19 protein-coding genes are annotated in these 17,602 nt (G+C 65.9%); 12 read left to right on the top strand and 7 right to left on the bottom strand.

What is annotated here, in order from left to right; all coding sequences use genetic code 11:
- Positions 1 to 120: 120 nt before the first annotated feature.
- Positions 121 to 1,317, bottom strand: coding sequence for a hypothetical protein (locus ACIBH2_RS30305; protein WP_397123676.1), 1,197 nt, complete (start codon positions 1,315 to 1,317; stop codon positions 121 to 123).
- A gap of 198 nt (positions 1,318 to 1,515) precedes the next feature.
- Between ACIBH2_RS30305 and ACIBH2_RS30300 the strand changes: the two genes are divergently transcribed.
- The 3 genes from ACIBH2_RS30300 to ACIBH2_RS30290 all read left to right on the top strand — a co-directional run bounded on the left by ACIBH2_RS30300 (position 1,516) and on the right by ACIBH2_RS30290 (position 3,980).
- On the top strand, positions 1,516 to 2,091 hold the full coding sequence (locus ACIBH2_RS30300; RefSeq protein WP_397123674.1) for a TerD family protein: 576 nt from the start codon (positions 1,516 to 1,518) through the stop codon (positions 2,089 to 2,091).
- Between the two features lie 93 nt (positions 2,092 to 2,184).
- Entirely contained in the window at positions 2,185 to 3,291 is a 1,107-nt protein-coding gene (locus ACIBH2_RS30295) for a DUF475 domain-containing protein (RefSeq protein WP_397123672.1), read from the top strand.
- 86 nt (positions 3,292 to 3,377) lie between these two features.
- Positions 3,378 to 3,980, top strand: a complete 603-nt coding sequence (locus ACIBH2_RS30290) for a Tellurium resistance (protein ID WP_397123670.1) — start codon at positions 3,378 to 3,380, stop codon at positions 3,978 to 3,980.
- A 48-nt stretch (positions 3,981 to 4,028) separates the two neighbouring features.
- Here the strand turns inward: ACIBH2_RS30290 and ACIBH2_RS30285 are convergent, their stop codons facing one another.
- Both ACIBH2_RS30285 and ACIBH2_RS30280 read right to left on the bottom strand, forming a co-directional pair.
- Positions 4,029 to 4,991: a DUF389 domain-containing protein gene (locus ACIBH2_RS30285; protein ID WP_397123668.1), complete on the bottom strand. Its 963-nt coding sequence runs from the start codon at positions 4,989 to 4,991 to the stop codon at positions 4,029 to 4,031.
- A gap of 29 nt (positions 4,992 to 5,020) precedes the next feature.
- Entirely contained in the window at positions 5,021 to 5,929 is a 909-nt protein-coding gene (locus ACIBH2_RS30280; RefSeq protein ID WP_397123666.1) for a DMT family transporter, read from the bottom strand.
- An 86-nt stretch (positions 5,930 to 6,015) separates the two neighbouring features.
- Here ACIBH2_RS30280 and ACIBH2_RS30275 point away from each other — a divergent pair, with 86 nt between their 5' ends.
- On the top strand, positions 6,016 to 6,558 hold the full coding sequence (locus tag ACIBH2_RS30275) for a CGNR zinc finger domain-containing protein (protein WP_397123664.1): 543 nt from the start codon (positions 6,016 to 6,018) through the stop codon (positions 6,556 to 6,558).
- Positions 6,559 to 6,561: 3 nt separating this feature from the next.
- Here ACIBH2_RS30275 and ACIBH2_RS30270 read toward each other — a convergent pair whose 3' ends face one another.
- Positions 6,562 to 7,875 carry a hypothetical protein gene (locus tag ACIBH2_RS30270; protein WP_397124267.1) on the bottom strand — a complete coding sequence of 438 codons (1,314 nt, stop codon included), beginning with the start codon at positions 7,873 to 7,875 and terminating at the stop codon, positions 6,562 to 6,564.
- A 231-nt stretch (positions 7,876 to 8,106) separates the two neighbouring features.
- Here ACIBH2_RS30270 and rpsF point away from each other — a divergent pair, with 231 nt between their 5' ends.
- The 6 genes from rpsF to ACIBH2_RS30240 all read left to right on the top strand — a co-directional run bounded on the left by rpsF (position 8,107) and on the right by ACIBH2_RS30240 (position 13,172).
- On the top strand, positions 8,107 to 8,397 hold the full coding sequence (rpsF, locus tag ACIBH2_RS30265; protein WP_397123661.1) for a 30S ribosomal protein S6: 291 nt from the start codon (positions 8,107 to 8,109) through the stop codon (positions 8,395 to 8,397).
- A gap of 103 nt (positions 8,398 to 8,500) precedes the next feature.
- Positions 8,501 to 9,049, top strand: a complete 549-nt coding sequence (locus ACIBH2_RS30260) for a single-stranded DNA-binding protein (protein WP_397123659.1) — start codon at positions 8,501 to 8,503, stop codon at positions 9,047 to 9,049.
- A 55-nt stretch (positions 9,050 to 9,104) separates the two neighbouring features.
- A complete protein-coding gene (rpsR, locus tag ACIBH2_RS30255; RefSeq protein ID WP_397124265.1) occupies positions 9,105 to 9,356 on the top strand; it encodes a 30S ribosomal protein S18 in 252 nt (83 codons plus the stop codon).
- 17 nt (positions 9,357 to 9,373) lie between these two features.
- Positions 9,374 to 9,829: a 50S ribosomal protein L9 gene (rplI, locus tag ACIBH2_RS30250; protein ID WP_397123657.1), complete on the top strand. Its 456-nt coding sequence runs from the start codon at positions 9,374 to 9,376 to the stop codon at positions 9,827 to 9,829.
- A gap of 628 nt (positions 9,830 to 10,457) precedes the next feature.
- Positions 10,458 to 11,849 (top strand): replicative DNA helicase, encoded by a 1,392-nt coding sequence (dnaB, locus tag ACIBH2_RS30245; protein ID WP_397123655.1) that lies wholly within the window; start codon positions 10,458 to 10,460, stop codon positions 11,847 to 11,849.
- 39 nt (positions 11,850 to 11,888) lie between these two features.
- Entirely contained in the window at positions 11,889 to 13,172 is a 1,284-nt protein-coding gene (locus ACIBH2_RS30240) for an LAGLIDADG family homing endonuclease (protein ID WP_397124263.1), read from the top strand.
- A gap of 71 nt (positions 13,173 to 13,243) precedes the next feature.
- On the opposite strand, the gene ACIBH2_RS30235 is transcribed toward ACIBH2_RS30240, so the two are convergent.
- Positions 13,244 to 14,194 carry an NADP-dependent oxidoreductase gene (locus ACIBH2_RS30235; RefSeq protein ID WP_397123653.1) on the bottom strand — a complete coding sequence of 317 codons (951 nt, stop codon included), beginning with the start codon at positions 14,192 to 14,194 and terminating at the stop codon, positions 13,244 to 13,246.
- A gap of 84 nt (positions 14,195 to 14,278) precedes the next feature.
- Between ACIBH2_RS30235 and ACIBH2_RS30230 the strand changes: the two genes are divergently transcribed.
- Positions 14,279 to 14,854 (top strand): TetR/AcrR family transcriptional regulator, encoded by a 576-nt coding sequence (locus ACIBH2_RS30230; RefSeq protein ID WP_397123651.1) that lies wholly within the window; start codon positions 14,279 to 14,281, stop codon positions 14,852 to 14,854.
- Between the two features lie 168 nt (positions 14,855 to 15,022).
- Positions 15,023 to 15,961: an SMP-30/gluconolactonase/LRE family protein gene (locus ACIBH2_RS30225; RefSeq protein WP_397124261.1), complete on the top strand. Its 939-nt coding sequence runs from the start codon at positions 15,023 to 15,025 to the stop codon at positions 15,959 to 15,961.
- Positions 15,962 to 16,003: 42 nt separating this feature from the next.
- Here the strand turns inward: ACIBH2_RS30225 and ACIBH2_RS30220 are convergent, their stop codons facing one another.
- Together ACIBH2_RS30220 and ACIBH2_RS30215 are read right to left on the bottom strand one after the other, a co-directional pair.
- Positions 16,004 to 17,092: an alkene reductase gene (locus tag ACIBH2_RS30220; protein ID WP_397123649.1), complete on the bottom strand. Its 1,089-nt coding sequence runs from the start codon at positions 17,090 to 17,092 to the stop codon at positions 16,004 to 16,006.
- 25 nt (positions 17,093 to 17,117) lie between these two features.
- Positions 17,118 to 17,513: a RidA family protein gene (locus ACIBH2_RS30215; protein ID WP_397123647.1), complete on the bottom strand. Its 396-nt coding sequence runs from the start codon at positions 17,511 to 17,513 to the stop codon at positions 17,118 to 17,120.
- Between the last annotated feature and the right edge of the window lie 89 nt (positions 17,514 to 17,602).

Here is a 17,602-nt window from a genome sequence, read left to right as displayed (position 1 = left end):
GGGCCGGGCAGCTGCCGGAAATGCCGCAGCGGCGTGCGCTTGAAGAGCGAGACCGGGACGGTCACGACTTCCGAACCGGTGGTGCTCGCGGTCATCGGCCCCCGATCTTTCTCTGCGTTGCTAGGTCTCGGTATTTCTCATGCGGTCGACCACCCCGGCGATGAACGCGGCGGCGGCATCGAGTTCGGACACGTACGCCCAATAGTCAGGATGCCGACCGGTCAGTCCAGCAGTGGCCCGATCTATCCGGTCGGATTGGGCATCGAGTACCGAACCCCACTCCGCGACCAGGTCGCGGTGTACGGCGAGCATCTGCGCGTCACGCAGTTTGAACCGGACCGCCTTCACCTTCTGCTGCGGGTCGGCCCGCACCTCTCGCAACAGCGTAAGCCGGTCGGTAACGGCATCGGCCCGTTCCTCGGCGACAGCGAGGTGCGCACGCGCGGATGTGGTCAGGTCAAGGGCTTGCTCCGGATCATTTTTCGCCAAGGCCGTCCGGGCGCGTGTGAGATCGGCCTCGGCGGCATCGATGGCTTGTCGACTTTCACGCTCATTGTTCGCCAAATCCGCCGAACTCGCAGCGTTGAATTCTCGCAGCAGGGTGGAGAAGGCCGGGCCGATCCGCTCCAGGCGAGTTCGGGCCGCGGCCAGCCGGGTACTGGCCGAGGACAACGCGGTGGTAGCCGAATGTTGTTTGCCGGGAGCGTCTTCCAGTGCCCTTGACAGCGCCCGGGTCAGCGTCTCGAGCCGCGTCGCGGCCTCCCGCGCCGCCCCCACACCAGTGCTGGCGGCCGCATCCAGTGTGATCAGACCCTCATCCACCGCGGCCCCCGCCCGGCGCACCGAGGGGTAGCCCGCGTACGCCGAATCGGCCATGGCCAGCAGCGCCCGCTCGGCCGCCCCGCGCACCTGCGCCACCAATTGCGGCACCGACCCGTACACCGCCACCGCGTGCTCGAGGTGCGCCTGATCTCCCCGATAGAACTCGTCCACCCCCCGCGCGGCATCGGCGAGCCGGTGCACGACGGCCTCGATCTCCGGCTGCGGCACCCGGGGGCCGTCGCGTTCGGCCTGGTCCAGCCGCTCGTTGAGCGCCATATACGCCCCCGCCGCCTCGTAGCAGCGCGCCCGCACCGGCTCCCACCGCGCCATCACCCCGCGCTCGGGAAACATCTGCGCGGAGGCGTGCGCCGCACCCTCGGCAATGCTCTGTCGGCGATCCATGTCCAAGAAGGCGGGCGTCAGCACCCCCCGGGCCTGCTCCACCCACTGGTTGTCCCGGGACGACCGGAACCATCCGCGCCTACGCCCTGCCACGCCCCGATGGTATGAGATGACCGGTGTGTCCGGCCCGCGCGTTTACAAAGGCGGCGCGCCCCACGATTCACGGGATGGCCTCAGCTTGTTGGCCCCCAAGTCGTCGGAAAGCTACTAGGGTCGTAGTCACGGACCCGGCGATTCGGACATGCTGGGAACCACTAACGCCACAAGACTTTCCAACGGAAGGAATCCCGCATGGGTGTCAGTTTGTCCAAGGGCGGCAATGTTTCGCTGACGAAGCAGGCCCCGAACCTTACCGCGGTGTCGGTGGGCCTCGGCTGGGATGTGCGGACCACCACCGGGACCGATTTCGACCTGGACGCCAGCGCCATCGCGCTCAACCCGGAGAAGAAGGTCGTCTCCGACGGGCACTTCGTCTTCTTCAACAACCTGAAGTCGCCCGAGGGCTCCATCGAGCACGCCGGTGACAACCGCACCGGTGAGGGCGAAGGCGACGACGAGGTCATCAATGTCGATCTCGCCAACACCCCGCCGACCATCGACGCCATCGTCTTCCCGGTCTCGATCTACGAAGCCGATTCGCGCGGACAGAGTTTCGGCCAGGTCCGCAACGCCTACATCCGCGTGGTGGACCGCTCCAACGGCACCGAACTCGCGCGCTACGACCTCACCGAGGACGCCTCCACCGAGACCGCCATGGTCTTCGGCGAGCTGTACCGCAACGGGGCGGAGTGGAAGTTCCGCGCCGTCGGCCAGGGCTACGCGTCCGGGCTGGCCGGTATCGCCCGTGACTTCGGCGTGAGCGTCTAATACCGTTTCGCTCGTAGCCGAAGGGGCTCGGGTAACCGAGCCCCTTCGGCATATCATTCTCGCGCCCATATACCTCACGAAAGGCCACAGCCGGTGCGAATATTCGGCCTCTCCATCATCGTCACGATCCTCTCCTTGATCGTGGCGTTTGTGTACGGCGGACCGACCGCCCTGGCGCTGTGCGCCATCCTGGGCATCCTCGAGGTGTCGCTGTCGTTCGATAACGCGGTCATCAACGCCACCGTTCTGCAGCGGATGAGCGAGTTCTGGCAGAAGATCTTCCTCACCATCGGCGTGCTCATCGCCGTGTTCGGTATGCGCCTGGTCTTCCCGCTGGCGATCGTCTGGATCACCGCCGGTCTGAACCCCGTCGAGGCGTTCGACCTGGCGCTGAACCCGCCGCCCAACGACGCGCTCCTCTTCCCGGACGGCAGCCCCTCCTACGAGAAGCTGCTGACCGACGCGCATCCGCAGATCGCCTCCTTCGGTGGCGCCTTCCTGCTGCTGCTGTTCCTGAACTTCATCTTCGAAGAGCGTGACATCACCTGGCTGAGCTGGCTGGAGAAGCCGCTGGCCAAGCTGGGCAAGCTGGATATGCTCGCCGTGGTCGTCTCGCTGGTCGGCGTCGTGCTGGCCGCGGAGTTCATCGCCGACGAGGCGCACCGCTCCACCGTGCTGCTCGGCGGCATCCTCGGCATCGTCACCTACGTGGTGGTCGACGGCCTGGGCTCCATGTTCCACACCGAGGAACTGGCCGAGGAGGCCGAGAAGGCCGGGCCGTCCGGGCTGGCCAAGGCCACCGGCAAGGCGGGCTTCTTCCTGTTCCTGTACCTCGAGGTGCTCGACGCCTCGTTCTCCTTCGACGGTGTCATCGGCGCGTTCGCCATCACCTCGGACCCGATCATCATCGCGCTGGGCCTGGGCCTGATCGGCGCCATGTTCGTCCGGTCCATCACGGTGTACCTGGTGCGCAAGGGCACGCTGTCGGAGTACGTGTACCTGGAGCACGGCGCGCACTGGGCCATCGGCGCGCTGGCGGTGATCCTGCTCGTCTCGATCGGCGTGCACGTCAACGAGCTCATCACCGGTCTCATCGGTGTCGGCTTCATCGGCGCGGCCTTCATCACCAGCGTGATCCGCAACCGGCGCGAGGGTGAGGCCGAAACGGTGAACGACAAGGAAGTGACGCCGGTAGGCTGATTTCGCCTATCTGCTCGACTTCTCGCACCCGCCAACGATATTCGTCCCGGCGGGTGCGAGAAGATCACGAAAGTCCCTGAGGGGGGATGCGATCCATGTCGAAAGTGACGCTCTCCAAGGCCACACCGTCGGTGAATCTCACCAAACCCGGTGACAGTCAGGGCGCGATGCGCGTCAACCTGAACTGGTCCCAGGGCAAGAAGCGGGGGCTGTTCAAACGCTCCAGCGCGGTCGACCTCGATCTGGGCTGCCTGTACGAGCTATCCGACGGCACCAAGGGTGTCGTGCAGGCCATCGGCAACAACTTCGGAAATCTGAAGGCCGCGCCCTACATTCAGCTCGACGGCGACGACCGCACCGGACAGTCCACCGGTGGCGAGAACATGCACATCGACCTGTCCCGGCCGGATGTGTTCCGCCGCATTCTGATCTTCGCCTTCATCTACGAGGGCGTCCCCAACTGGGCGGCCGCCGACGGCGTGGTGACGCTCTACCCGACCGATGGCCGCCAGATCGAGGTGCGCCTCGACTCCCCCGTGGACGGGGCCCGGTCCTGCGCCATCGCCATGCTGCAGAACAGCGGCGGCGGGCTCACGGTGCACCGGGAAGTCAACTACATCAATGGAAATCAGAGCGCCATCGACCGCGCCTACGGGTGGGGTATGAACTGGCAGGCCGCCTCCAAATAGCGTGTTCCCCGCCCGCGCCCCCGGTCACCGACCGGGGGCGCGGTGCTGTCACAGCATGCGCCGGGGAATGTGCAGGTGCCGGGCGCGGCGCACCGAGACGCGCGTCCAGAGCCGTTGCTGCACAGCCAGGGTCAGCCAACCCGCCAACGCCATACCGGAGACGTTGAGGAACAGCTGCAAGGTGCTGCCCCAGATCGCCGACCCGACGCCGAAGGCCGCGCCGAGGGCGATATTGCCCGCCGCCGGAACCGTGGTCACCGAGATGAAAACACCGGCCATGCCAACGGATTTCGCGGAGGTCATGGTCAGCACGCCCGCCGCCGCGGCCACCACCGCCACGATGAACGACCACTTGTCGGGCGTGTAGATGAAGCCCGTGCCGGGGCGCGGGCCCACCACATCGTCGAGGGTGATCCAGCCCAGGCCGCGCGCCGCCAGCGCGAGCAGGAAGGTGATGGCGATCGCGGAGACGAATCCGAACACCAGCGTGCGAATCGCCAACTGCAGCAAGACGAATCGCCGCCGCACCAGCGCCACGCCCAGGGCGGCGATGGCCCCGAACTCGGGGCCGAGCACCATCGCGCCGATGACGAGGATCTGCGAGTCCAGCACGATGGCGATACTGGCGATGATCGTCGCCAGCGTCATGAAACTCAGGTAGCTCCAATTGAGTTCGGTCTCCTCGTAGGACCGCTGCGTCACATCGGCCCACACCACCGCGTCGGCGCTGCTGCCCGGCGTGCGCACCTCGGCCTCGAAACCACTGCGCGACAACCAGGTCGGCACCTGCTCGATCGCGATACTGCCCTCCTGGTGCACCTTCAGCCCGCGCAGCCGGTCCACCACATCGTTGCCCGCCTCGCGGGCCACCTCGGCGAGCACGATATCGCCCGGCGGGCGCAGTGAGGCTCCGCGCAAAACCGCCAGACCGCTCACCGCGTCATCGCATTCGAGATTGGCGACGACATCGTCGGTCATGGCGGCGGGCGAGAGAATCCGCAGATGCAGCATGGGCACAGTGTGCCCGGATCGCCCGCGCGCTATCGACTCATCGCGGCGACGTGGCGGCGTGTGTCGGCGTCGGTGGCGGTGTGCACCGTACGGCTCGAGGCCAGCACCATGCCCACGAGTCCGGCGGCGAGTCCGGCGATGGTCAGCGCGCCGACATGCTGATCGATCACCACCCAGGCCATGAGTGTGGTGACGGCCGGGGTGGCGAAGAAGAAGCGGCCGACACGGGTGTTGTCCCAGCGCAGCAGCATGGCGTTGAGCAGCAGGAACGCGGCCATGGAATTGATCAGCACGATCCAGACCAGGGCGCCCGCGAAGCGGCCGGGATCGGTGAGGTGGAAGCTGTCGGTGGCCAGCGCCAGCACCGCGGCGATGGGTGCGCTGACGGCCACGTGAATCGCGGTGGCGGCGCGCGGTTCGACCTTCGGCGTGAAGTGCTTCTGGTAGACCGTGCCCAGGCTCAGCCCGGCCAGGCCGATCACGCACAGCACCAGCCCGAGTACCGAGAAGGTGGATTGGTCGATCACCGCCGAGCCCACGCCGAGTCCGCCGATACCGAAGCCCAGCCACTGCCGCCGCGACACCTGCTCGCCGAGGACGCCCGCGAAGACCGCGATCACCACGGGGCTCAGGCCCTGCACCAGCGCGATGACGGCGGCCGAAACCTGGTGGCTCATAGCGGTATAGAACGCCCCGAACTGCACCATCTGCATGAGCAGACCGGCAATGGCGGTATGGCCGAGGACGCGGCCGCGCGGCCAGGTCACGCCCGTGGCGAGGGCCAGGAGGATCAGCAGGACCGCCGCGATGCCGAAGCGCGCGAACAGCACCAGCATGGGCGGCGCGGCGCCCACGCCGATGATCCCCGCGATGAAGGCGCTGCTCCACATGAGGATGAGGGCGGGTGGGGCGAGTACTTGCGCGAGCCGTGAGTCCACTGGATTCTCCCGAGAGCTAACCACCTAGAACGGTTACTACCGTCGCACCGGCCTCGGTAACCTGTCAAGGTGGTTACTATGGAGAGGTGTTCACCTTCGTCAGCGGCAATCTCGCCCTGGACTTCTGCGGCACCGTGCGCGGCCGCACCACCCGGGCCGAGGAACAGCTCCCGGTACCGGAGCGGCTGAGCGAGTGGTTCGTGGCCGCGGGCCTGCTCGACACCACCCCCCGCGTCGACGCGACGGCGCTGGCGCGCGCGGTGGAGCTGCGAGAAGCCGTGTACCGCATGGCCTTCGAGGGGATTGTCGAGAACCAGCGGATCGACGACGCCGACCGAGCACTCGTGAACGAGATCGCGCGCGGGCCGCTGCCGGTGGTCGCACTGCGGCCCGACGGCACCATTCGGCGCACCGGCGATACCGACACCGCGCTGGCGGCCATCGCGCGCGCCGCCGTCGAACTGCTCGGCGGGCCCGACGCCCCACGGGTCAAACAGTGCGGCCGCGACGATTGCACACGGCTCTACGTCGACACCTCACGCGCGGGCTCACGCCGCTGGTGCGATATGACGCAATGCGGAAACCGGGCCAAGAGCGCGGCCTTTCGCGCCCGGCACACCGAACGCTGACGGCTACGACACCGGCACCAGATCGCGGGAACGGTCCGCGAGCGGCTCGGGCTCGGTACGCGAAACACGTTGTGCCGCACGAATGAACAGGAAGAAGAACACCACCAGCAGCGCGGCCCGGCCCCACACGCCGAACAGCACGATGTGCTCCTCGAGGCGCGCCGTGCTGCCCGAACCGAGCGCGTAGAAATACCGGAACACCCCGATACCGATGGCGGCGTCCGCCAGCAGATATCCGACGATGGCCGTCCACGGCACCTCGAGCAGCACCAGGAACGGAATCAACCACAGCGTGTACTGCGGCGAATGCACCTTGTGGAACAACAAGAATCCACACAGCATCGCGCCACTCACCCCGACCCACGGATAGACGCCCGTGGTCGTGTAGCGCTTCCAACCCAGCCACAGCGCCAAGGCGAACGCGGCCAGGATCAGCAGCGGCGAGGCGATCGACACCACCTCCTGGAAGTCCGCCTCCCCCGCTTCCCCCGCGTCGAACATCGGCCGAAGTCCCCAGTACCACACCGAATTCGTGGTGATATCGGCCTGCCGCAACTGCTGGAAGGTGAACGACGCCCGCCAGCCCTCGTATCCGGCCAGCGCGAACGGCAGATTGATCGCCACCACCGTGGCGACGGCCGCACCGACCACCCCCAGCGCGCCGCGCACGTCGTAGCGGCCCCGCTCGCGCCCGGCGACGAGGACGTACACGGCCAAGGGAAACACGAAGATGCCCGGATACAGCTTCAGGCAGAATCCGATCCCCAAGCACACCGCGGCCGCGATCGCCCTGGTGCGCAACGAATATCGCGTCGCCATCGTCATGACGTAGACCGCGGCGACCGCGGTGCAGACCACCGGCAGTTCCCAATTGTGGAAGGCGTAGAGCACCAGCGGCGTCCCGGCCGACCACAGCAGCGCCGCGTAGCCGGTCATACGGCCCAGCATCCAGGCGGTCAACAGCGCGAAGGGCGCGAGCAGCAACGCCGAATGCAGCAGGAACGCGGCGTCGTCATGGGCTCCGAGCGCGCCGAGCCACATGAACAGCCCACTCAGCACCGGGTATTCGACCACGCCGCCGGTGAGCGTGCCGTCCGGGGTGATACCGCCGGAGATATAAGGAAAGACGTGCTCGTTGATATCGCGACCGAGCCAGAGGAATTGGATATCGGAGTAGCAGACATCCGAATCCTTGATGACGTCGAACGCCAGGCTCCGACCCTGACCGTCCACCGCGCCCACCGCGCAGCGCGCCTTGTTCCAATACGCGATCAGCAGCGTCGCGGCGCACACCACCACCGACGTCAGCGCCACCATCAGAGTCACCGCGCCACCCGCCCGGCCGACGGCACGGTGGTCGTCAACCGCTGCCAAGGCGTCGGGTCGGTTCGGCATGGCCACCAGACTAGGTGGCGCGGACCCGCGGGACACCCCCTTCGCTGATCAGCCCGAACCTCATGTAGCCTTGTCGGGTTGCTGACGCAACGAACCCTCCTGCCCACGGACAGTCCGTGGGCCGTTCACAGTCCACAGGAGGTGATGAGGTCCGTGCGTCATTATGAAGTGATGGTTATTCTCGATCCGAGCCTGGACGAGCGCACCGTAGCCCCGAATCTGAACAACATGCTCAATGTTGTGACAGCTGAAGGCGGCAAGGTCGACAACGTCGATATCTGGGGTCGCCGCCGTCTGGCCTACGAGATCAGCAAGCAAGCCGAGGGCATCTACGCGGTGGTCAACCTGACCGCCGAGTCCGCCACGGTGAGCGAGCTCGATCGCCAGCTTGGTCTCAACGAATCGGTGCTGCGCACCAAGGTGCTGCGCCTCGACAAGAAGTAAGTCCAGTCCTCCAGCACGTGCGCTCGTTTGCGTCGGTGCCTTTCTCTAGGCTGAGCGCAACAAACGCGTGCACTGCGGACTGCACCGGAGAGCAGGAGGAACCATGGCTCAAGGCGACACGGTCATCACCGTCATCGGAAACCTGACGGCTGACCCCGAGCTTCGATTCACGCCCGCGGGAGCGGCCGTCGCGAACTTCACGGTCGCGTCGACTCCCCGTGTGTTCGACCGTAATACCAATGAATGGAAAGACGGCGAAGCGCTTTTTCTGCGCTGCAACATCTGGCGTGAGGCTGCGGAGAATGTCGCCGAGAGTCTGACCCGAGGCTCGCGAGTGATCGTGAGCGGTCGACTCAAGCAGCGGTCCTACGAAACCCGCGAGGGTGAGAAGCGCACCGTGGTCGAACTCGAGGTCGACGAAGTCGGTCCCTCGCTGAAGTACGCGACCGCCAAGATCGCCAAGACCACCCGAGGTGGTGGGGGCGGCGGATTCGGCGGCCAGAACAGCGGCGGCGGCGGCAACTTCAACAACTCCGGTGGTGGCGGCGCTCGTGGCGGCCAGCAGAGCTCTGGCGGCGACGACCCTTGGGGCAGCGCGCCCGCGGCCGGTTCCTTCGGGGGCGGCCATATGGACGATGAACCGCCGTTCTAGACAACGGCATTGGAGCCCTTCGAACAGGGCTCCCGAAATTACGGAGTAGATGACCATGGCCAAAGCACCGGCGCGCGAAAAGGTGCTGAAGAAGAAGGCTTGCTCCTTCTGCAAGGAGAGCAAGACCGGCACCGTCAAGATCGACTACAAAGACACGACGATGCTGCGCAAGTACGTCTCCGACCGCGGCAAGATCCGCGCTCGTCGGGTGACCGGCAACTGCGTGCAGCATCAGCGCGATGTCGCTGTGGCCGTCAAGAACTCTCGTGAGGTGGCGCTGCTGCCTTACGTCTCCACGGCTCGCTGAGAAGGGAAGGCACAGCAATGAAGTTGATTCTGACTGCTGATGTGGACAACCTCGGTGCTCCTGGAGACACCGTGGAGGTCAAGGACGGTTACGGCCGTAACTACCTGCTGCCCCGCGGCCTGGCGATCGTCGCCACCCGCGGTGCGGAGAAGCAGGTCGCGGGCATCCGCCGGGCGCAGGACGCCCGCAAGGTGCGCGACCTGGACCACGCCAACGAGCTGAAGCAGGCCATCGAGGGCCTGGAGTCGGTCTCCCTGTCGGTCAAGACCGCGGGCACCGGCAAGCTCTTCGGTTCGGTCACCCCGTCCGACGTCGCCTCGGCCATCAAGGCCGCCGGTGGCCCGGTCGTGGACAAGCGCAGCATCGAGCTGCCGAAGGCGCACATCAAGAGCACCGGCAAGCACGGCGTCGTGGTGCACCTGCACCCGTCCGTGGTCGCCAAGTTCGACCTGCAGGTCGCTGCCGCCGAGTGATTGGCTCGCGGTAACGCGTCGATCGGAGGCCATCTTCACCCCGGAGGTGGCCTCCGATTCTGTGTTTGTCCGTTTCGGGTTTGCTGGCGGATGGCTTTCGGGTATCGGCGGTGTTCGACGGACCGGTGCGGAGTTTGCCTGCTGCTCGGGATTCGCCGGGTTGTGGATTACTCGGCAAACCGACCTTTCTGCTTGTGGCGCAAGCCACACAGGTGTTGGTAGCCGTTCACCCAACACGCCCGAATGTTCATGTCCAGCGACACGCCGCAATGGATTGATCCACAGTTTCACACCTCGCGAAATGCGTCACTACCTGCGGATTGATCTATTCCGCCGGAGTTTCTCCCCAAGTAATGCACAGGGGGTGCACAACAGCTGGTGAACAATGCCCACGTTGTCCCCAGATATGTGCACAGCTCGGTTTGGCGGGCGCCCAGGCGGTCGCCTAGGTTCGCTTCATTGTCGTGACCATAGTCCGGGAACGACACGATCTCACGTACCCCGCGCCCAGGCACCACGAGTTTGCCGACGCGCGCTCGCAACGCCGCGAAGGTACCCGATTCTGTCGGTGCCCAGGCGTACAACGAGAGGTGGTTCCGGGCGGGATGAGAGAGGACGGTCGAGTCTGATGGCAGTCGTCGACGATCGCGGCCACGAGGAACAGGGTGGCCCCTCCTACGAACCTCCCGGCGAGGATTTCGGCCGCCAGCCTCCGCACGACATGGCCGCCGAACAATCCGTCCTCGGCGGCATGCTGCTGTCCAAGGACGCCATCGCCGACGTCATCGAGGTCATTCGCCCCGGCGACTTCTACCGCCCCGCCCACCAGGCCGTCTACGACGCCATCCTGGACCTCTACGGCCGCGGCGAACCCGCCGACCCCGTCACCGTCTCCGCCACCCTCGACCGCCGCGGCGAACTCAAACGCATCGGCGGCCCCCCATACCTGGTAACCCTCACCCAAACCGTGCCCACCGCCGCCAACGCGGGCTACTACGCCGAAATCGTCGCCGAGAAGGCGATTCTCCGCCGCCTCGTAGAAGCAGGCACCCGCATCGTCCAATACGGCTACGCGGGCGCCGACGGCCAAGACGTAGCCGAGGTCGTAGACCGAGCCCAAGCCGAACTCTACGACGTCACCGAACGCCGCTCCTCCGAAGACTTCATGCCCCTGGAGGAAATCCTCCAGCCCACCATGGACGAACTCGACTCCATCGCCTCCCGGGGCGGCATCTCCCTCGGCGTCCCCACCGGCTTCACCGAACTCGACGAACTCACCAACGGCCTCCACCCCGGCCAAATGATCATCGTCGCGGCGCGACCTGGTGTCGGCAAATCGACCCTGGGAATGGATTTCATGCGAAGTTGCTCGATCAAACACGGTTTGGCGAGCGTCATCTTCTCCCTGGAAATGAGCCGCACCGAAATCGTCATGCGCCTCCTATCCGCCGAAGCGAAAATCAAACTCGGCGATATGCGCTCCGGCCGCATGAGCGACGACGACTGGACGAAGCTCGCCCGGCGAATGAGCGAAATCAGCGAAGCGCCACTGTTCGTCGACGATTCACCGAACCTCACCATGATGGAGATCCGCGCCAAGGCGCGCCGCTTGAAACAGCGGCACGATTTGCGCCTTGTCGTGGTCGACTACCTCCAGCTGATGACGTCCGGCAAAAAGGTCGAATCGCGCCAGCAGGAAGTCTCGGAATTCTCGCGAAGCCTCAAGCTTTTGGCTAAGGAATTAGAGGTTCCGGTAATTGCTATATCGCAGCTGAACCGTGGTCCGGAACAGCGGACAGATAAGCGTCCTATGGTGTCTGACCTGCGCGAAAGTGGTTCGCTTGAACAGGATGCGGACATGGTGATCTTGCTACATCGGCCCGATGCTTTCGAGCGGGATGACCCACGAGGCGGCGAAGCGGACCTCATTGTCGGTAAACACCGAAATGGCCCTACTGCCACCATTACTGTGGCGCATCAGCTGCACTTGAGTCGATTCGTCGATATGGCTCGCGGTTAGCCGGACAGCATCGGTTTCGCGCTATAAAATCGATGTGTGATGCCATCGACGATGCGAATTCTTCGAGCGGACAACGGTACTGAAGTCACTCTCGAAGAATTGCTACGCACTGTCGAGCGCCCGAACGTCTGGTCCATGGACGCGAAAATGCATATCGCGGTTCGCCGTATGACATGGGTCGAATCCGTTGGCCGGGCGGCGGTCTTTCGTGTTCGTTTGGCTTCGGGCCGATTGTTCGAAGCCACAGGCGGCCAAGAACTTCTGACAGTCGACGGTTGGGTTTCCTTGAAGAGGCTCGGAATCGACCACCGGGTGGCCACACCGAGATCGATACCCGAGCCACTGAGCATCACGCCGATGGTGGATGCCGAGGTGGTTCTGCTGGCGCACATGATCGGCGACGGTTCGTGCGTGAAGAGGCAGCCCATCCGCTATGCGAGCATCGATGAAGAGAATCTCGCCGCTGTCGCTGCCGCCGCGACCCACTTCGGTGTAACCGCGATCAGGGACGACTATGCGGCCGCTCGCGTCACTACCCTGCGGCTGCCCGCACCCTTTCGCCTCGCCCGTGGGAGGCGTAACCCGATCGCCGAATGGCTCGACGGTCTGGGTCTGTTCGGCCTGCGCAGCTACGACAAGTTCGTCCCCTCCAGGGTTTTCGAGCTGCCGAATCGGCAGATCGCGCTGTTCCTCCAGCACCTTTGGGCTACCGATGGTTCGGTCCGCTGGGATGCCAGGGGTCGACAAGCCCGCGTCTACTACGCGTCGACCAGCCGACGACTTGTGGACGACGTTGCTCAACTGCTCCTGCGGATGGGAGTGCACGGCCGAATCAAGGTGGCGCACAAGGCGGGATACCGAGACGGATGGCACCTGACGATCGACGGCGCGGACAATCAAACCGTCTTCCTTGGCGACGTCGGAGTTCATGGTGCCCGCGGTGTATCGGCCGCGGAGGTTCTCACGGAACTGGCACCCATGCCCCGCAACACCAATGTGGACACAATCCCCAAGGAGATCTGGGACAAGGTTCGCGCGAGCTTCACTGCGAAAGGTATGAGCCACCGCGACTTCCAGGCGGCGATGGGTAGTGCCTTCTGCGGCTCCGCCATGTGGCGCCGCTCCCCGAGCCGCCAACGCCTGGCCCGAGTCGCGGCGCTACTGGACGACCCCCATCTCGCGATGGTCGCCACCAGTGACATCTTCTGGGACCGCATTGTCGAGATCACCGAGCTCGGCGAGAAGGAAGTGCTGAGGGCATCCGTGTCTGGCACGGGCAACCTCTTCGCGCACGGCGTGGTGGTTCGCGCGGCTTCGGAGTAGCTCTGCCGCAACGATTACCGTCGCGCACTAGCTGCATTTCAACAGGAGGGTTCAAGCTGGCGGGTCATGGTTCACAGGACGAGTATGAGTTTGCCGCCGGGGTGGCGGGATTGGCTGAGTTCGGCCGCTTGCTGGATTTGGTCGAGGGTGTACGTGCGTGCGACTGGTACGGCCAGGATGCCTTCGCCTGCGAGCCGGGCGAACTCGTTCATATGGTCGTAGCGGATCTCGGTGGTGATCCGGACGCCCAGGTCGGCCGCGGCGGCGAAGTCCGAGACGGTGAGGACGCGACCGGGGTCGCCGGTCAGTTCGATCAGGGTTGGCAGTGAGCCTTCGGCTGGGCTGGGCTGGTCGGCGCGGTCGATTCGGCCGCCGGTCGGCGCGGTGTCCAGGGCGCGGTCGACGGGGCCTTCGGACAGTGCCCTGATGCGGTCGGCCATGCCGTTGCCGTATGCGGTTACTCGGGCTCCGATCTGTTCCAGGGCGGCTGCCCGGGTCTGCCCGGCGGTGGCTATCACCCGAATGCCCCGGTGCAGCGCGAAGCGGACCGCCGCTTCGCCCACGGTGGAGCCCGCGCCGTGGACGAGCAGCAGCTCGCCCGGTCGGACGCCGAGGTCGTCGAGTGCGCGCCAGGCCGTTTCGGCCGCCATCGGCAGCGCGGCGGCCTGCTCGTCGGTGACGCCGTCGGGGATGCGCGCCCAGGCTGGCATCAATGCGTATTCGGCAGCACCGGCCGTCGGGCTGGCGTAGACGGCCGGGCCGAACACGCGGTCACCGATCCGGACGTCGGTGACGCCGTCGCCGAGCGCGTCGACGGTACCCGCGATCTCCAGGCCGAGCCCGCGCGGCAGCGGCGGCAGTTGGTCGGCGAGGAGACCGTCGACGAGGTGCCAGTCGGCCGGTGTCAGTCCACACGCCCGCACGGCGATCCGGATCTGGCCGGGTTCCGGCTCCGGTCGCGGGACGTCGCGGAGCACGATCACGTCCGGGGAGCCGAACCGGTCGAATTGAAGAGCCTTCATGGAACCCACTCCTGTGATGACAGCATCTGTTGTCATTCACCGTAGCATCGTGACAACAGATGCTGTTGTCGTAGGCTGATGCGTATGCCGAGATGGGAATCCGACGCACAGGGCCGCCTCGAGCGCGCGGCGCTCGAGCTTTTCGAGTCGCAGGGATTCGAGCGCACCTCGGTCGCGCAGATCGCGGGTGCCGCCGGTTTGAAGGAGCGCTCGTTCTACCGCTACTTCCCCGACAAGCGGGAGGTTCTCTTCGCCGGTGACGAGATCGAGTCACACCTCGTCGCCCAGCTCGAGGCGGCGGACCCGGGACTCACGCCGATCGAGGCGCTGCTTGCCGCACTGGGAGCCGCCGAGGAGATCTTTCGCCCGCGCGAATTTTTGGTGCGGCGGGGCAAAGTGATCGCCGCCAACCCGGCACTGGCCGAGCGCGAACTGATCAAACTCGCCTCCATCGCCGACGCACTCGTGCCGGTGATCGAGCGTCGCGGCGTCGACCCCGGCAAGGCCCGCTTCATCATCGACGTGGTGCTGGCGATTCACCGGCACGCGATGCCCCGCTGGCTGGCCGAGCCGGACACCACCCTTTCCCAGGCCATGGCCCAGTCCGCCGCCGAGCTCAGCGAGGCGATCAAGGCGCTGGGTTCGACGAGCCAGCACTGACGGCTCAGGATCAGCGACACCGCGATGACGTAGCGCATCTGCTGGAGCTCCATTCATCGATCTTGTATCGAGATCGATGGATTGACGAACATGTATTGGACTCATCGATCGCCGCAGAGCGAGACTTGTAGGGTGAAACGTCAAGCAGCCCAAGCGGTTTCCGGTGAGATGAGGCGAGTGCTCGGTATATCGGCCGCGCTCGCCTGCCTCGGGGTGACGGTCGTGGCACCCGCGCACCGGGCCGCCGCGGACATTCCGATATTCCCGGCCACCATCACCCTGCCCGCCGGATTCCAGCCGGAGGGCATCGCGATCGGCCGCCTGCCGGTGGCCTACTTCGGTTCCATGGCCGACGGGTCCATCTACCGCACCGATCTGCTGACCGGGCAGGGCGGGATTCTCAGTCCAGGTCCGGGTACGCCGTCCCTCGGCCTACAGATCGATGATCGCGGTCGCCTGTTCGTCGCGGGTGGCACCGGTGGTGATGTCCGGGTGGTCGACGCACTGACGGGCGCGGTGCTGGCGAACTATCGAGTTGCCACGGCCCCGAACACTTTCGTCAACGATGTGGTGCTCACGCCGACCGGCGCGTGGTTCACCGATTCGCGCGCGGCCGCGCTGTATCACCTGCCCTTCGGCCCTGACGGTTCGCTACCCGCGCCCGAGGCGGTGGTGCGGCTCCCTCTGAACGGCGATATCGCCTACGTGCCCAATGCCTTCAACGCCAACGGCATCGCCCGCACACCCGACGGCACGGGCCTGATCATCGTGCAGTCGGTGACCGGCCATCTGTTCCGGGTCGATCCGGCGACGGGCGTGACGCACCGGATCGATCTCGGCACCGAGACCCTCGAGGATGGTGACGGACTGCGCCTGGAGGGCAACGCCCTGTATGTCGTGCAGAATCGGCGCAATGCGATCGCCGTGGTCACCCTCGACCCCGCGGGCACGAAGGGCTCGGTCGAGCGCCGAATCACCGACCCGCGCTTCGACGTACCGACCACTCTCGCGGCCTTCGGCGGACGCCTGTACTTGCCGAACGCCCGCTTCGGCACTCCGCCGGAGCCGACCACGCCGTACCACGCTGTCGCGGTGAATCGGCCCTGAAAGTCTGGGCGGCCCCGGCGATGACCTGAAAGGCATTCCGGCTCAGACCGGTTCGGTTTGCAGGGCGGGGTAGTCGGTGTACCCCTGCGCGCCACCACCGTAGACGAGTTCGCGGCTGTACTCGGCGAGCGGGGCCGCTGTGGCGACACGGGCAGGCAGGTCGGGGTTGGCGATGAAGAGGCGGCCGAAGGAGAAGAGGTCGGCGAGTTCGGAGTTGAGGGTCTTCTCGGCTGCTTCCGGGGTGTTGGGGGTGGGGCCGTTGAAGTTGGCGATGAGCGTGCCGGACCAGCGGGGCCGCAGGTCGGCCAGGGCGGGATAGGCGCCCCGTTCGAGGACGTGGAGGTAGGCGAGACCCAAGGGGTCGAGCGCTTTCAGGAGCGTGCGGTAGGTGTCCTGCGGATCTTGTTCGGCGATCTGGTTTTCCGGGTTGCCCGGGGAGATGCGCAGGCCGACGCGCTCGGCTCCGACTTCGGCGGCCACGGCGTGCACGATATCGACGGCCAGCCGGAGGCGGGCGGCGCGCGAGCCGCCGTAGCGGTCGGTTCTGCGATTGGTGTTCTCCGCCAGAAACTGCTGGATGAGATAACCGTTCGCACCGTGGATCTCGACGCCGTCGAATCCCGCGGCAATGGCATTGCGCGCCTCGGCGGCGAAATCCTCGACGGTGGCCTCGACTTCGGCGGTGGTCATGGCGCGCGGCGTGACATGGTCGACCCAGCCCTGGTCGGTGAAGATCTGGGCACCGGTGATCCGTTCGGCCGAGGGTGCGAGGGGTGTCGCGCCGTCCGGCAGGATCAGCGGGTGCGTCATCCGTCCGACGTGCCACAGCTGGGCGAAGATTCGCCCGCCCGCCGCGTGCACCGCATCGGTCACCTCACGCCAGCCCGCCACCTGCGCGTCGTCGACGAGGCCGGGCACACCGGGCCCGGCCTTGCCGAGGATATTGGCGTAGATCCCTTCGGTGACGATCAATCCGGCGCTGGCGCGCTGGGCGTAGTAGTCCTTGGTCAGTGGATTGGGCACACCGGTCGCGTCGTCGGCGCGCCCCCGGGTCATGGGCGCCATGGCGATACGGTTCGGCAGGTCGAGTACGCCGCGGCGGTAGGGGCGCAGCAATGGGCTGTCGGACATGGTTTCTCCTGATGCGGGGTGGGGTTCAGCGGGCGAGTGCGGTGACTTCGACTTCGATCTGCCAGTCGGGCTGGGCGAGGGAGGAGATCTGGAGCAGGGTGTCGGCGGGGTAGGGCTCGCGCAGGAACTCCTCCCGGAGCTGTTTGATCTTGTCGAGGTTGGCGGCCACATCGGTGACGAAGATGCCGACCTTCACGACATCGCCCAGATCCGCTCCCGCCGCGGCGAGTACGCGCTGGATATTGGCGAAGGCCTGTCGTCCCTGCGTCAGGAAGTCCTGGGAGACCGTGCGCCCTTGCTCGTCGATCCCGGCTTGTCCGGAGACGTGGATGAGTCCGTTCGCCTTGATGGCCTGCGAGATCTTGTACGGCTCATACCAGTCGGGGGTGGTGGCGATCTTCTCGATGCGCTGGTCGGTCATGTCGAACTCCAGTCTGTGTATGTACATGCAACTAAGTGGTACGAGCCGATCGTGCCACCGCTTCGGACCCCCTGTCAACACGGGGCGTA

Source organism: Nocardia sp. NPDC050406 (genome assembly GCF_044459025.1).
In the GTDB taxonomy this organism is placed as follows: Bacteria; Actinomycetota; Actinomycetes; order Mycobacteriales; family Mycobacteriaceae; genus Nocardia.
This window is presented reverse-complemented; position numbering and strand designations above follow the sequence as displayed.

Coding starts and splice junctions, on each gene's coding strand:
- ACIBH2_RS30290 (WP_397123670.1), top strand. CDS start 3,378: ATGCGATCCATGTCGAAAGTGACGCTCTCCAAGGCCACACCGTCGGTG.
- rplI (WP_397123657.1), top strand. CDS start 9,374: ATGAAGTTGATTCTGACTGCTGATGTGGACAACCTCGGTGCTCCTGGA.
- ACIBH2_RS30220 (WP_397123649.1), bottom strand. CDS start 17,092: ATGTCCGACAGCCCATTGCTGCGCCCCTACCGCCGCGGCGTACTCGAC.
- ACIBH2_RS30230 (WP_397123651.1), top strand. CDS start 14,279: ATGCCGAGATGGGAATCCGACGCACAGGGCCGCCTCGAGCGCGCGGCG.
- ACIBH2_RS30215 (WP_397123647.1), bottom strand. CDS start 17,513: ATGACCGACCAGCGCATCGAGAAGATCGCCACCACCCCCGACTGGTAT.
- ACIBH2_RS30285 (WP_397123668.1), bottom strand. CDS start 4,991: ATGCTGCATCTGCGGATTCTCTCGCCCGCCGCCATGACCGACGATGTC.
- ACIBH2_RS30225 (WP_397124261.1), top strand. CDS start 15,023: ATGAGGCGAGTGCTCGGTATATCGGCCGCGCTCGCCTGCCTCGGGGTG.
- ACIBH2_RS30235 (WP_397123653.1), bottom strand. CDS start 14,194: ATGAAGGCTCTTCAATTCGACCGGTTCGGCTCCCCGGACGTGATCGTG.
- rpsR (WP_397124265.1), top strand. CDS start 9,105: ATGGCCAAAGCACCGGCGCGCGAAAAGGTGCTGAAGAAGAAGGCTTGC.
- ACIBH2_RS30240 (WP_397124263.1), top strand. CDS start 11,889: ATGCCATCGACGATGCGAATTCTTCGAGCGGACAACGGTACTGAAGTC.
- ACIBH2_RS30300 (WP_397123674.1), top strand. CDS start 1,516: ATGGGTGTCAGTTTGTCCAAGGGCGGCAATGTTTCGCTGACGAAGCAG.
- ACIBH2_RS30260 (WP_397123659.1), top strand. CDS start 8,501: ATGGCTCAAGGCGACACGGTCATCACCGTCATCGGAAACCTGACGGCT.
- dnaB (WP_397123655.1), top strand. CDS start 10,458: ATGGCAGTCGTCGACGATCGCGGCCACGAGGAACAGGGTGGCCCCTCC.
- ACIBH2_RS30270 (WP_397124267.1), bottom strand. CDS start 7,875: ATGGTGGCGCTGACGTCGGTGGTGGTGTGCGCCGCGACGCTGCTGATC.